This is a genomic window from Kurthia sibirica, from assembly GCF_003143975.1.
Taxonomy (GTDB): Bacteria; Bacillota; Bacilli; order Bacillales_A; family Planococcaceae; genus Kurthia; species Kurthia sibirica.
The window spans coordinates 12,206-26,642 of record NZ_QFVR01000004.1 but is presented as its reverse complement, the minus strand read 5'-3'; the positions used below and the strand labels follow the sequence as shown (position 1 = coordinate 26,642).

At 35.7% G+C, this 14,437-nt stretch carries 11 protein-coding genes and 1 tRNA gene; 11 read left to right on the top strand and 1 reads right to left on the bottom strand.

What is annotated here, in order from left to right; genetic code table 11:
• Positions 1-65: 65 nt before the first annotated feature.
• Positions 66-914, top strand: a complete 849-nt coding sequence (locus DEX24_RS04060; RefSeq protein WP_109305131.1) for a pyridoxamine kinase — start codon at positions 66-68, stop codon at positions 912-914.
• A 297-nt stretch (positions 915-1,211) separates the two neighbouring features.
• A complete protein-coding gene (locus DEX24_RS04055) occupies positions 1,212-2,690 on the top strand; it encodes a malate:quinone oxidoreductase (protein WP_109305130.1) in 1,479 nt (492 codons plus the stop codon).
• Positions 2,691-2,757: 67 nt separating this feature from the next.
• Here DEX24_RS04055 and DEX24_RS17445 read toward each other — a convergent pair whose 3' ends face one another.
• On the bottom strand, positions 2,758-4,050 hold the full coding sequence (locus tag DEX24_RS17445) for a globin-coupled sensor protein (RefSeq protein WP_109305129.1): 1,293 nt from the start codon (positions 4,048-4,050) through the stop codon (positions 2,758-2,760).
• 476 nt (positions 4,051-4,526) lie between these two features.
• Between DEX24_RS17445 and sstT the strand changes: the two genes are divergently transcribed.
• The 9 genes from sstT (at position 4,527) to tig (ending at position 14,299) form a co-directional block, all read left to right on the top strand.
• Entirely contained in the window at positions 4,527-5,744 is a 1,218-nt protein-coding gene (sstT, locus tag DEX24_RS04045; protein ID WP_109305128.1) for a serine/threonine transporter SstT, read from the top strand.
• A 116-nt stretch (positions 5,745-5,860) separates the two neighbouring features.
• A tRNA-Arg gene (locus DEX24_RS04040) sits at positions 5,861-5,934 on the top strand.
• A 176-nt stretch (positions 5,935-6,110) separates the two neighbouring features.
• The gene (locus tag DEX24_RS04035; protein ID WP_109305127.1) at positions 6,111-6,536 is read left to right on the top strand and encodes an RrF2 family transcriptional regulator; all 426 of its coding nucleotides are present in this window, start codon (positions 6,111-6,113) and stop codon (positions 6,534-6,536) included.
• 15 nt (positions 6,537-6,551) lie between these two features.
• The gene (locus DEX24_RS04030; RefSeq protein WP_109305126.1) at positions 6,552-7,634 is read left to right on the top strand and encodes an AbrB family transcriptional regulator; all 1,083 of its coding nucleotides are present in this window, start codon (positions 6,552-6,554) and stop codon (positions 7,632-7,634) included.
• Between the two features lie 595 nt (positions 7,635-8,229).
• Positions 8,230-8,655 carry a DUF1641 domain-containing protein gene (locus DEX24_RS04025; protein WP_109305125.1) on the top strand — a complete coding sequence of 142 codons (426 nt, stop codon included), beginning with the start codon at positions 8,230-8,232 and terminating at the stop codon, positions 8,653-8,655.
• A 36-nt stretch (positions 8,656-8,691) separates the two neighbouring features.
• Positions 8,692-9,885 carry an NAD(P)/FAD-dependent oxidoreductase gene (locus DEX24_RS04020; protein ID WP_109305124.1) on the top strand — a complete coding sequence of 398 codons (1,194 nt, stop codon included), beginning with the start codon at positions 8,692-8,694 and terminating at the stop codon, positions 9,883-9,885.
• A gap of 428 nt (positions 9,886-10,313) precedes the next feature.
• Positions 10,314-11,717 carry a D-alanyl-D-alanine carboxypeptidase/D-alanyl-D-alanine endopeptidase gene (gene dacB / locus DEX24_RS04015; protein ID WP_170112832.1) on the top strand — a complete coding sequence of 468 codons (1,404 nt, stop codon included), beginning with the start codon at positions 10,314-10,316 and terminating at the stop codon, positions 11,715-11,717.
• 203 nt (positions 11,718-11,920) lie between these two features.
• A complete protein-coding gene (locus DEX24_RS04010; RefSeq protein ID WP_109305122.1) occupies positions 11,921-12,910 on the top strand; it encodes a hypothetical protein in 990 nt (329 codons plus the stop codon).
• 105 nt (positions 12,911-13,015) lie between these two features.
• Positions 13,016-14,299 carry a trigger factor gene (gene tig / locus DEX24_RS04005; protein WP_109305121.1) on the top strand — a complete coding sequence of 428 codons (1,284 nt, stop codon included), beginning with the start codon at positions 13,016-13,018 and terminating at the stop codon, positions 14,297-14,299.
• Positions 14,300-14,437: the final 138 nt, after the last annotated feature.

Here is a 14,437-nt window from a genome sequence, read left to right as displayed (position 1 = left end):
TAGCTTTGTTAGAAGTAAGTTCTTTTTGTATACTAGAAGAAAAACAAATTATTTCGGAGGTATGTATGAAGAAAGTAGCGGTAATACAGGATTTATCATCTTTTGGTAAATGTTCGTTAACAGTTGCGATACCGATTTTGTCGGTCATGCAAACACAAGCCGTACCCTTACCAACGGCGATTTTGACATCGCAAACTGGTTATAGCAGCTTTTTTTGCGAGGATTTAACAAATAAAATGCATCATTTTGAAAATGAATGGTCAAAAATGGATGTTTCATTTGAAGGTATTTATACAGGGTTTGTCACAGGGGAAGAGCAAATCAATCATATTTTTAGCTTTTTGGAAAAATTTCGTCATGCGGATACGGTGTTGCTCGTTGATCCAGTAATGGGGGACGATGGAAAAGCATATACATTCTTTACACCGTCGTTATTAGCACGCATGAAGGCGTTAGTGAGTGAAGCGACAGTCATCACACCAAATGTGACTGAAAGTTGCTTACTAAGCGGTTTAAACTATGATGACTTGGCAAAAGAACAAACTGCAGAAGGCTATATGGCAATGATTAGGAAAATAGGGCAACGCTTGCAAAAATTGACGACTGCAAAGATTATTATGACAGGCATTCATCCACCTTCAGATAGCGCTGCTACTTCGCAAATTGGGACTGCTTTTTTTGATGGGGAACAAATTGCAACGTTTTTTACAGCATACAATGGTAAAAGTTATTCTGGTACGGGGGATATATTTGCTTCTATTATGATGGGAAGTATAATGCGCGGAGACTCTCTATTAAAGGGGCTGTCGCTAGCAGAGCAATTCATCTCAACTGCAATAGCTGATACAGCACTTAGTAACACGCCAAAAGAAGCTGGTATAAATTTCGAAAAATTCTTAAAATTACTTATATAATGAAGTGAATTTAACAATTTTGTTTGACTATTGGTAGCTGTTTTCGCTTTCCTAAACTAATACTATAATTACTCACTACTAAAGATATTTCCTAAGTAAAACATGATTTTTGTTGAAAATTGACAATGAAATGCTGACTTGATTCGTTCATATTTTATTCTTTTAGTAAATATGCTACACTAACATAAGGATATTTTTGATACAGATAAGGTGTGTATTCAGGTTTCGCATGGGCAATGGCCTTTGTCAAAGCATCTGCAGCCTTACTGCAAATATTAAGATATAAGGATGGTAATAATGAGTAACAAAACTAACAGTACAGACGTTATCTTAATTGGTGCCGGAATCATGAGTGCAACATTAGGCACACTTTTGAAAGAATTAACTCCGGAATGGAATATTAAAGTTTTTGAAAAATTAGCTAAAGCTGGCGAAGAAAGCTCAAATGAGTGGAATAATGCTGGTACAGGTCACTCGGCACTTTGTGAGTTAAACTACACACCACAAAATGCAGATGGTTCTGTCGACATTAAAAAAGCGATTAATGTCAACGAACAGTTCCAAGTATCTCGTCAATTATGGTCTTATTTAGTTGATCACAATAAAATTAAAAACCCTTCAGAATTCATTATGCCAATTCCTCATATGAGTATGGTACAAGGTGAAAAAGATATTGAATTCTTGAAAAAACGTGTTGAAGCGCTTTCAGCTAACCACCTATTTTCAGGTATGGAATTCTCTGAAGACCCTGCAGTGTTAAAAGAATGGTTACCGATTATGATGGAAGGTCGCAATCCTAGCGATAAAATTGCGGCAACAAAAATCAATTCAGGTACAGATGTAAACTTTGGTGCATTAACACGCATGTTAATGGAAAGTCTTGAAAAACAAGACGTAGAAGTAAACTATAATCATGGCGTCCAAAATATTAAACGTACAGATGATGGTCGTTGGGAAATTAAAGTGAAGAGTGAAGATGGTAAGATTGCTTATCATACAGCTAAATTTGTCTTCTTAGGTGCAGGTGGTGGCAGCCTTCGTTTACTACAAAAAACAGGTATTCCTGAAAGTAAACATGTCGGTGGATTCCCTGTAAGTGGGATTTTCTTAGTATGTAATAATCAAGAAATTGTTGAGCAACATCATGCAAAAGTGTATGGTAAAGCGGCAGTCGGTGCTCCACCAATGTCAGTACCTCACTTAGATACTCGCTTCATCGATGGTAAAAAATCATTATTATTCGGTCCATTTGGTGGATTCTCTCCTAAGTTCCTAAAATCAGGTTCTAATATGGATTTAATTAACTCAGTGAAACCAAATAATGTATTCACAATGTTAGCTTGTGGCGCTAAAGAGATGTCGCTTACTAAATATTTAGTACAACAAGTGATGCTAAGCCATGAAAAACGTGTTGAAGAACTACGTGATTTCATTCCTAATGCTAAAACTTCAGACTGGCATGCTGTAACCGCTGGTCAACGTGTTCAAGTAATTAAAGATACAGATAAAGGTAAAGGTACTTTACAATTCGGTACCGAAGTAATCACATCACAAGATGGTTCTGTAGCTGCTTTACTTGGAGCATCACCAGGTGCTTCTACTGCAGTAACAGCCATGCTTGATGTTATGAGCAAATGTTTCCCAGCAGAAATGCCAGCTTGGGAATCAAAAATTAAAGAAATGATCCCGTCATACGGACAAAAATTAGTTGATAATGAAGCTTTATTTAATGAACTTCATGCAGCTTCTACTAAATCTTTACATTTACATGATTAATCACTAATAAAAAATGACCCTTTGTGAATTTTTAGAATTCATAAAGGGTCATTTTTCATAGTATGCCTTACTTAAAATCTTTAATTGTACCATCTAGTTCACTTGCTGTATTTTGTAATTCATCTGAAGATGTGGACATCATTGTGATGACAGAGGCGAGCGTTGAAACTTGTTCGCTGACAGAGCCAAAGTCCATGATTGTATCTTCAATATGAGAAGAAATCGTTTCAAAGGCAACTGCGAGTTCTTTTTGTTGTGTTTCACCAGCTGTCACGAGTTTTTGAACAACTTGGATTTCATTGACAACTTGAACGGTTTGTTGATTTGATTGATCGATGAGTAGAGCGATTTGATCGGCAGATTCCTTTGTTAATTCTGCAAGTTTTCGTACTTCGTGTGCAACAACGGCAAAACCTTTACCATGTGTACCGGCACGAGCAGCTTCAATAGCGGAGTTCAATGCTAGTAAATTTGTTTGATTGGCAATTGTTTTGACAATTTCAATGACTGCTTTAATTTCAATAGATGATTCGTTTAATGATTGGATCATTCCAGACATTTCAGCGGTTCTATTATTAATTTTCGCTGTGTCGTGACGTAACTGCGTCATTTTAGTAAAACCTTCTTGTGAGGCTGATTTTGTTTTTTCAGAGCCTTTAATGGAAGTTTTGATGAAGTCATCAACTTCTTGCGAACTTGCGACTAGCTCGGAAATAGCATTGGCAGTATTAATCGATTGAAATTCTAAATTGCTTGAGATGGCTCCTAGGTCTTCACGTACTCGTTGGTGTAAATCTTCTTGTAGTTTATGGGCAAGTTGTTGGGAGAATAATTCATACTCCTCCAGAACGAGTTGTTGCTCAAAATTACAAATTTTACTAATCGCTTGAATCATGTCATTTCGTTGTGAAGCAGGTAAATCTATTGTCCAAACAATAGAGTGTAGGGCTTGTTGGATTTTTAAAAAAGCAGCCAAATACCATTTTGGTTCTAGGCCTATGTGAACATGAACGCGTGCAACACGTTTGCGAACATCTATATAAGCGCTGTCGATTTTACCGTCAAACATTTGTTGAATGGCATGTGATAGTGTTTCACGTAAACGATCAACATGACTATGCTCTTCAATAATATTTTTCAACTGTGGTATAGTCCCAATTGCATCATAGAATTGAGTAACAATCATAGCGATTTGTTCTTTAACATAGGGTTGTAAATAGCGTATATTTGCAAGATCTTTCTTTTGCAAGTCAATAATTGTTAACTGCGTTAGTAAGGTTGGTTCGCTAATGAATAAGCCGACATGATCTTGTGAAATGACAATTGTTTTTTTCTCTGTACGATTTTTTGTGAACAACATATTCTCACCCCTGAAAATTAGATTCGAAACTATAGTAACACTATATTGTTTATAAATGGTGTATTTTTTGTGACTATTTTCTTATGTAGTCGAATAAAATACATTTGAACTAAATTTGAAAAAAAGATAGAAAGACTAAATGCCTATATTTTTTTGTATAGCATATTGTATCGTTTAATAGCGATGAGGTCACTTTTTTTAAAATATGAAAAAATAAAATCGTGAAATAGTAATTTAGAAATAAAAAACTTCAATATAATGATTATCGAAAATTTAGTCTATCAACTAAAAGGGATATATGGTATATTTTATGGAATCAATAAATGAAAACGGTTTCAATTACATAAATATTATATAATAGTCACTTTATATATGAATTATATGATAGAATGTGTTTATGGAGGGTACAGAGTGTTTTCTCCAATGGAATCCGTAATTATATTGAAATTATACTTTGTTGATGGGGGAATTACTTTATGAGTAAATTAATTAAAAAATGGAATGATTCGAGCTTAGTAGGTCGTATTATTGTCGGTATTATAATCGGTGTAATTTTAGCGGTTGTAGCGCCCAAGGCATCTGCAATTGCCATGCTAGGGACACTGTTTATTAGCGCCCTAAAAGCGGTCGCACCCATTCTTGTTTTTGTCCTTGTATTACAAGCTATTTCAAGCCATACCGCAGGTACGAAAACAAATATGAAAACAGTATTAGTATTGTACGCAGTTGGGACATTGCTGGCTGGAACAGTCGGTGTTATTGCAAGTAAGTTATTCCCAGTTAAACTAACTTTAAAAGAGAGTGTAACAGATATTGCGCCTCCACAAAATGTGTGGGAAGTTATGCAGACACTACTACAAAATATTGTTGCAAATCCAGTAGATGCATTACTTTCAGCAAATTATATCGGTATTTTAGCTTGGGCAATCGTTTTAGGTTTCGCCTTCAAAAAAGCAAATGATTCAACAAAAACATTTATTAATAACTCAGCAGAAGCAGTCACAAAAGTTGTACAATGGGTGATCAGCTTAGCACCTATTGGTATAGTCGGTATTGTGTTTGATGCAATTTCGAGCAATGGTTTTAATGCATTAAAAGAATATGGTACGCTGATTATTATTTTAGTCGGGTCTATGTTATTTATTGCTTTAGTAGTCAATCCATTAATTGTTTTCGTTGCTACTAGAAGAAATCCATATCCGCTTGTATTTACGACTATTAAAGAGAGTGGTATTACAGCATTTTTCACTAGAAGTTCCGGTGCTAATATTCCAATCAATATGAGATTAAGTGAAAAATTAGGCTTAAACAAAGATACATATGCTGTATCGATTCCATTAGGCGCAACAATCAATATGGCAGGTGCAGCTGTTACAATCTCTGTTTTAACATTATCAGCAGCCTATACATTAAACATTAATGTAGATATTCCAACAGCCATTATTTTAATGGTAGTGGCAGCAGTATCAGCAGCAGGTGCTTCAGGTGTCCCAGGTGGATCATTATTATTAATCCCGTTAGCTTGTGGATTAATCGGTATTCCAGCGGATGTCGCTATGCAAATTATCGGTGTTGGTTATGTTATTAGTGTCGTGCAAGATTCATTTGAAACTGCGTTAAATTCTTCTTCTGATGTTGTATTTACAGCAGCAGCAGAATATGCAAATGAGCGTAAAGAAGCTGTGAAAAACTAATTTTACATTTGAATAGAAAGAAGTCATAGCTACTTTATGTGGAGATGACTTCTTTTTCTTTGAAGAGAACTTGAAAATAATAGAGGTGACGGTTATAATTATTATAGTAATAAACTGTCTCAATAGCTCAGCTGGATAGAGCAACAGCCTCCTAAGCTGTAGGTCGGGCGTTCAAATCGCCTTTGGGACATAATCAAAAGGCAAAAGAAAAACGTTTAAAACCTGATTTTTATGGTTTTAAACGTTTTTTTGATGGAGGATAGGGGATCACACTTTTTCTTGAAAGTATGGAATATTTGCCTCTTTTTGACGATTGAAATTCAAGGTAAAGTGTGTAATAATTAGCACCGATTAGGGGGGGAGTTTATGGCGCAAATTAAACGTTTTGGCTACGGTCTTCAGGCAATGCTTGTTATGACATCACATAATAAATTACATTCAAGTAGTGAAATTGCAAAGTTAATTCAGTATGAGAAAACGCAATTAAGAAAAATTCTGTCCTTATTAGTTGAAGCACAGCTTGTTTCTGTTCAACAGGGACGAGGTGGCGGTTATTATATGACAAAAAACAGTAAAGATATTTCGTTGTTCGCTATTTATAATGCAGTTAATCCAGGTCAACAACCCGAGTGGCATCGATTACTTGCTACAACCGGAGAAAATTATTTTGGTCAACAAGTGAATGAATCCTTCGAGGAGATTACGTCGGAATTATCGCTAGCGATAAAAGCTATTTTAACAAAGTATACATTGCATGATTTACTCCAAGATCGTTCGCTAATTAATATGTAAAAGAGGCGTTTTAGCATGACAAAACTACAATTAAAGAAATTTCTATTAACGTTAATGATCGGGAGTATTGGCGGACTATTATTTACAGTATTACATATCCCCATTCCTTGGTTACTTGGTCCACTAGCCTGTGCATTAACGATTAATACATGGCGCCCTGATTTTTTATATTGGCCAAAGAGCATGAAAAGTATCGGCATGCTTTTTATCGGATATACGATTGGGCAAGCATTAACATCTGAAGCAGTGAAAGAAATAAGTGCACAGCTACCCTATATGTTCCTTATGACGATTTTATTAATTGCATTAAGTGCAGTTATGGCATTAGTTATTTCAAAAGTTGCCAAAATAAATTATCAAACGGCTTTGCTTAGTAGTATTCCGGGTGGTATGACGCAGATGATTGTAATGGCGGAGGAAACAAAGGATGTAAACTTAACGATTGTGACGATAACTCAAACGATTCGTCTTCTGTTAATTGTGATCGGTATGCCTATTCTCGTTTTTTCATTTTTTACAGATGTTCGTACTGCAGATACTTCTTCCATTTCAGCGCAATGGAGCATCCATATGAACAGTATGACGGCACTGATTTTAATTTTATGTTTAGTGGCTGCGTTACTTGGTAAAAAAATCAAATTTCCAACAGCCTTTTTACTAGTACCTACGATTGTCACCGCTCTATTGCAAAGTATTGGTATGACAGGACTCGAATTATCACCACCCTTCATTGATTTAGCCTTGTTATTCATCGGACTGAATATAGCATTGATGATGAAACCACGTGATTTAGACAATAAAAAACAAATTTTATCTTTGGCTTTTTTTAGTGGAGCCTTATTATTCGTAGTAGCTATTGTTTTAGGATTATTTTTTGCATATATGAAGGAAATCGATATTCCGACAGCACTTCTCAGTCTAGCACCGGGTGGTATGGATCAAATGGGTGTCGTTGCACATGAAGTCGATGCTAGTTTGCCTTTGGTTGCTGGATTTCAGATTTTCCGAACATTCTTCATACTGTTCGTTATTCAGCCATTGCTTGTTTTATTTTTAAAATACACACAAACAAAATCTTTTTCTAAAACCTCTGATTGAATTAAGGGGTTTTTATGAGAAAAAGCCTGTTTAGTTGCAGTTGGATATCGTTATTTTTTAGTGTAAAAAAACTGACTATTCTTATATTTAGATAATGAAATAGTGGAAAAGTATAATTTCAATAAAATAAAGGGTTCTTTAACGTTAAAATAATAAAAATCTTAGTAGCAAGCAAACACTCGTCATTGATAGATTTTGAGCTAAATCTTACGTGAAAAAGCTAAAAATAGTGAAAGAAATCAAAATCAACCTATTGGAATTACTACGTATGAAGTGTATAATTCTTTTTGGAAGTATGAAAAGTGTAAAGCATATTAATTTAGCTTTCATTTGTCGGGATGCTCTGCATGTTTTTTTAACCGTGTTTATATGCATTTTTATGTGATATATTTCACGTTCTTTAAAAATTTGTAACATAAAACTTCAAAACGACTGCTAATTTTAATCTGTTAGAATGGAGTATTATTTTTTTATTCATTCAATTATTACATGTCAGCATGTAGTATAATGAGCTAACAATTTTGTTGGTTCATAAGTGTAATGTTCGGTTTTACCGTTCAGTAATAGAAATAGCTATTGTAAAGGAGAATTGAATATGTCAGAAAAGACTACTCAATCAGAACAACCGGCAGTAAGCCAAGAACAATTAGATGTACTTGATCAATTATTAAAACCAGAAGTACAGGCATCATTAACTACATTAGTGGACCAGTTACCAAAATTAACTGAAATGATGACTACTTTAACGAAAGCTTATGATGTAGCTCAAACATTAGCAACAGATCATACATTCAGAGCAGACGCAATTGGTACTGTTACTGAAATGGCTACACCAGTTGTTAAAACTGCAAAAGATATCGCAGCGACAGCTATTGAAGCGAAAGATCGTGCAGCAGATAACCAAGAAACAATCGGTTTATTCGGAATGCTTAAACTACTAAAAGATCCACAAGTACAAGGTATTTTCCGTTTTGCAAATGCATTTTTAGAAGTTTCTAAAGAACATAAAGCTACAAAATAATTTTCAAACACTTAGTATCATGGAGGTTTAACTATAATGTCAAAAAAAATCGTCATTTTAGGTGCAGGTTACGGCGGCGTATTGTCAGCGTTAACATTACGTCAATTTGCAACAAAAGAACAAGCTCAAATTACAGTAGTCAACCAATTTCCAACTCACCAAATCATCACTGAACTTCACCGTTTAGCTGGTGGTACGGTAAATGAAAAAGCGGTTGCTTTCCCACTTGAAAAATTATTCAAAGGTAAAGACATCGATGTTAAAATTGCCAAAGCAGATTCGTTCTCAGCAGAAGAAAAATTTGTTAAATTATCAACTGGTGAATCATTATCATATGATGTTTTAGTTGTAGGTGTTGGTTCTAAAACTGGTTACTTCGGTATCCCAGGTTTAGAAGAAAACTCTATGGTATTAAAATCTGTAAATGATGCAAACCAAATCCGTGAGCATATTATCGGACGTATTAAAGAATACGCTAAAACAGGTAACGAAGCAGATGCTACAATCGTTATCGGTGGCGGTGGCTTATCTGGCGTTGAACTTGTTGGTGAAATTATCGACAATATGACAAAAGAAGCGATTAAATACGGCGTACAACCAGCTGATCTTAAAATCAAGCTAGTTGAAGCAGGCCCGCGCATCTTACCAGTATTACCACAAACTTTAATAGAACGAGCTACAGAATCATTAGCTAAACGTGGTGTAGAATTCTTAACAGGTCTTCCTGTTACTGGCGTTGAGGGAAATGTTATTAATCTTAAAGACGGTTCTACTATTACAGCAAACACATTCGTTTGGACTGGTGGCGTTGCACAATACCCAATGGTTGAAGAATCAGGTCTTGTATGTAACCGCGGTAAAGCAGTCGTTAATGACTTCTTACAATCAGAATCTCATGCGGACGTATTTGTTGTTGGTGATGCAGCTGCAGCTTATGCTAAAGGTGCTAACAAAGAGACAGATCGTCCGTACCCACCAACAGCTCAAAATGCTTGGCAAATGGGCGAATTAGTTGGTTACAACATTTTCGCTTACTTAAATGGTCGTCAAATGAACGATTTCACACCAGTTGATTCTGGTACATTAGCTTCACTTGGTCGCAAAGACGGAGTCGCTACTGTGGGTGCAAGCCAAACTGAGCTTAAAGGCTTCCCGGCTTCACTTATGAAAGAAGGTTCAAACATTCGTTACCTTTCTCATATTAAAGCACTTTACGGTTTAGCTTACTAAGCCAAGCCCTATATATAAGCGTCGGAATCTACGGATTTCGGCGCTTTTTTTGTAGGAAATAATATTAATTACATATAACAACGTATAACGCTTCATACGTTGAAAAATGGGCAGCTAGAGCTGATGATTTTTTCAATATAGCTAAGCATAAAAGAACTTGTTATGTTAAGAAAGCAAGATTCTACTTCATACATCGTTTTTGAAGAGGGTTATACCCACCTCTATGGCATCAAGTATAAAATAATAAGGTGGCGGGAATTGTATCCATGAAAAGGACTTTTTGTGTTGATCTTTGACTGTTATAAAAGGTGGTTGTCTGAGTAACGGTTATTTTTCACAACCATTAGTTGGTATAGACATAATATAAAACGATTGTTATTTGAATATTGTGTAAATTATAGATTACAATGATGCAAAGGGGTGGTTGCATGCAAGAAGAAACGATGAGGAGTCAAGCTGCTTTAATGGAACAATGTCAAAAAAATAAAGAATTGATGGCATTCATCAAGGAGCGTTTAGATGATGCTAAAACAAGCGTCATGATTAATGATGCAAATTCAGGTGACGCGCTCTTTAGATATAATGCAAAAATAATGATGAAACCTGCTTCAACAATGAAGTTATTAACTGCAGGAGCTGCTTTGGACTATTTAGGAGGGCATTATCGATTTGCAACAGCATTATACACTACGGGTGAAATTGACGGATCTGTATTAAATGGAGATGTTTATTTAAAGGGTAGTGGCGATCCTACTTTGAATCGCGATAAACTCAATAGTTTGGCTTATTCATTAAAACAGCAAGGAATTACGACGGTAAATGGGCGTTTATATGGTGATGACCTGTTATTTGATAATCAATTACTCACACCGGGTATTTGGAAGCATGACGAATCTGAATACTATGCAGCACCAATAACGGCATTAACCATGTCACCTAATGGAGAGTATGATACAGGTTCTATAATCATAGATATTACGGCAAATAAAATAGGTAAGAAACCAAGGATTGACATAACGCCCAGTTGTGGTGATTTAGTCATTATCAATAATGCTAGAACGGTAAAAAATCGCGCTTCATTAACGGTAGAGCGCAAATATAAAAGTAATGAAATAATTGTTTCAGGCTGTATCGAAGTGAATGAGACACAGCGTAAATGGGTGACGGTGAAAAATCCGACTACTTATACATTAGCCCTCTTGAAAGAAGAAATGAAGCATCATGGTATTCAGATGAAGAAGAATAAAAAAATGACACAAAAAAAGATACCGAAATATGCAGAATTAAGAAAAATAGTGCGTTCAGAAACGTTGAATCAGCTGTTAATTCCATTTATGAAGCTGAGCAATAATGGTATTGCCGATATTCTTACTAAAACAATGGGTGTCGAAATATACCGACAAGGTACAACGGAAGCTGGACTACATGTTGTGAAAAGCTTTTTGGCAAATCTTGAAATTGATGAAGAAACGTGGATTTTTGAAGACGGTTCGGGGATGTCGCATAAAAATGGTGTGACAACAAAGACGATGAATGATTATTTATATAAAATTCAACATAAAGAATGGTTCAATGAATTTATCGTTTCTTTACCAGTTGCAGCAAAGCAGAAAAGACTTGTTGGCGGTACGTTACGGGACAGGTTGGGGGCTAAAACAACAGCGTATAAAGTGCGTGCAAAAACAGGTTCTTTGTCAGCGGTCAATACATTGGCCGGTTATTTGGAGACGCAAACAGGAAGGAAACTACTTATTAGCGTGTATGTTGAGGATGCGGTAGGAACAATTGAGGATATCGATAAAATTGTCGAATGGATCGCTAAAAATTATTAAAAAAAAGCCAACCTAGAAGGGGATTACTAGGTTGGCTTACATAGATGTCAAAAGCGCTTTCTATGTGAAAAGAAATTTCTATTACACTACATACCCCAAACAAGTAACTTAAAACGATTGTCGTTACTAACATGAATATATGAAAGCGGGTTTTCAGTGAAAAATCAGTGTGCTAAACTAACGAATAAGGAGCGTGGGTGCTGTTGAAGAAAAAACATGGAAAATTATTAACCGATAAAAATATGATTATGTTTCCGGGCACAGTTGAACGCTTACTAGCTACCGGACATGACTATGCAGAAACAAGTAATTATGAATTAGCTGTTGAAGCATTTAGTGAAGCGATGCAATATGAAGTGTTAGATGAACATTCGATGAATGTCTATGTGTACTCATTATATGAAATGCGCCGTTTTCAAGAGGCACGCGAACTTTGTGAATTATTATTAGCACGAGGTCCAAGTCGCTATATTGAATTGATGGAACTTTATTTATCTATCTGCATGGAACTCAGAGATTTCTTCCATGTGCAACAAATTATTCAATCGTTGCTTGAAGAAGAAGTTATTCCACCTGAATCGTTGGAGAAGTTTAAAAATATTTTAAGTTTGAGTGAAAAATTAGCAAATCTTTCAATCGATGATACACCAGAAAAAACGGAAATAAAGCCAGATGACTATGAAGTAGCAACTTTTTTTAATCAACCTCTTTTTATGCAGTTGACTAATTTACAAAGATTGACGGAGATTAATGTGCGCCCCCTTGCCAATCAATTAAAAGATATTATTGAAGCTGAAGAAGTGCATCCGATGGTCCAAAGTATCGCATTATATATGTTAGTTGCGCAACAAGTAGACCTGCAAGTAACCGTTAAAAAATTTGATGAAAGTCGTGTCGTCAATACTGCAGAAATGCTACTGCCAGATGATACACCACTGTTTCTCGAGGTTTTTGAACGCATAACGGAACGCTTAGAAAAAGAGGGTAGCTTATTAGAAATGGCTCATTTTTTACTAGCGAGACATATTTTAGTAACATATCCTTTTGAATGGTTTCAATACAGCGCAGATGATATAGTAGAGGGGTATACTGATTATGTACACTCGTTATTCGAGCAAAATCAAGTGTCTAACAATGAATTATTAGACTTCATCAAAACGCTCGAAAAATATTCTGATATACCAGAAGTATGAAATCAGTTGAATCTGATTGGAACTATGATATACTAAAACAGTTGTCAAAGTCGTAATAACGAACGCTTTTAAAGCACTTTGAATTTTATTTTGGAGGTTATATTAATGTCAGCTAAATTTGAGAAAAAAGAAGGAAACAACGGTGTCTTAACTGTTGAAGTTCCAGCAGAAACAGTAAATGCAGCGATTGATCGCGCATTTAAAAAAGTAGTAAAAGAAATTAACGTACCAGGTTTCCGTAAAGGTAAAATGCCTCGTAACATGTTCGATAAAAAATTCGGTGTTGAATCTTTATACCAAGATGCACTTGAAATTGTTATCAACGAAAGCTACCCAGCAGCAATCGCTGAAGCGGGTATTGAGCCAGTAGATCAACCAGAAATCGATTTTGAAACAATCGCTAAAGATGAAGCTTTCACTTACACAGCTAATGTTGTTGTACGTCCAGAAGTTGAACTTGGTGACTACAAAGGCCTAGAAGTTACTAAAGAATCTACTGAAGTAACTGCTGAGGAAGTAGAAAAAATTATCGCAGACAATCAAACTCGTCTTGCTGAATTAGTAGTTAAAGAAGACGCAATCGAAAATGGCGACACAGCTGTAATCGATTTCGAAGGCTTTAGCGAAGGTGAAGCATTCGAAGGCGGCAAAGGCGAAAACCATTCTCTTGAAATCGGTTCTGGATCATTCATCCCAGGTTTCGAAGAACAACTAATCGGCGCTAAAGCTGGCGAATCTAAAGAAGTAGAAATTACTTTCCCAGAAGAATACCACGCTGCTGAATTAGCTGGAAAACCTGCTACATTCAAAGTAACAATCCATGAAGTTAAAGGTAAAGAGCTTCCTGAACTAAACGATGAATTAGCTACTGAAATCGACGCAGAAGTTAAATCTTTAGACGAATTACGTACTAAATTAACGGAAGCTGCTAAAGCTGAAAAAGCAACAAATGCTGAAACTGCTTTACGTGATCAATTAGTTGAAAAAGCTGCTGCAAATGCAACAATTGATATTCCTGCAGGCATGATTAACACAGAAATCAACCGCATGATGCAAGAATTCGAACAACGTTTACAACAACAAGGTATGAACCTTGATCTTTACTTCCAATTCTCTGGTCAAGACGAAGCTGCTCTACGTGAGCAAATGACTGAAGACGCAAACAACCGTGTTCGTGTGTCATTAGTTCTTGAAGCAATCGCTGCTGCAGAAAACTTAGAAGTAACTGAAGAAGAAATCACTGCTGAATTAGAAAAAATGTCTGCACAATTCAATATGGATGCTGAACAAATCAAAGCTGCTCTTGGCGGTACTGAAGTTCTTGAGCATGACATTAAAATCCAAAAAACAGTTGAATTCTTAGTTGAAAACGCTAAAATCACTGAATAATTTTACAGTAATAAATTGATTTGTTGATGAATCATATATGGTATCTTCTTCAAATCTGACAAGGTATGGTTCTTCCATACCTTGTTTTTCACATATATAATGCAACATTCTTGTACATACAATTAAAAGTAAATATTA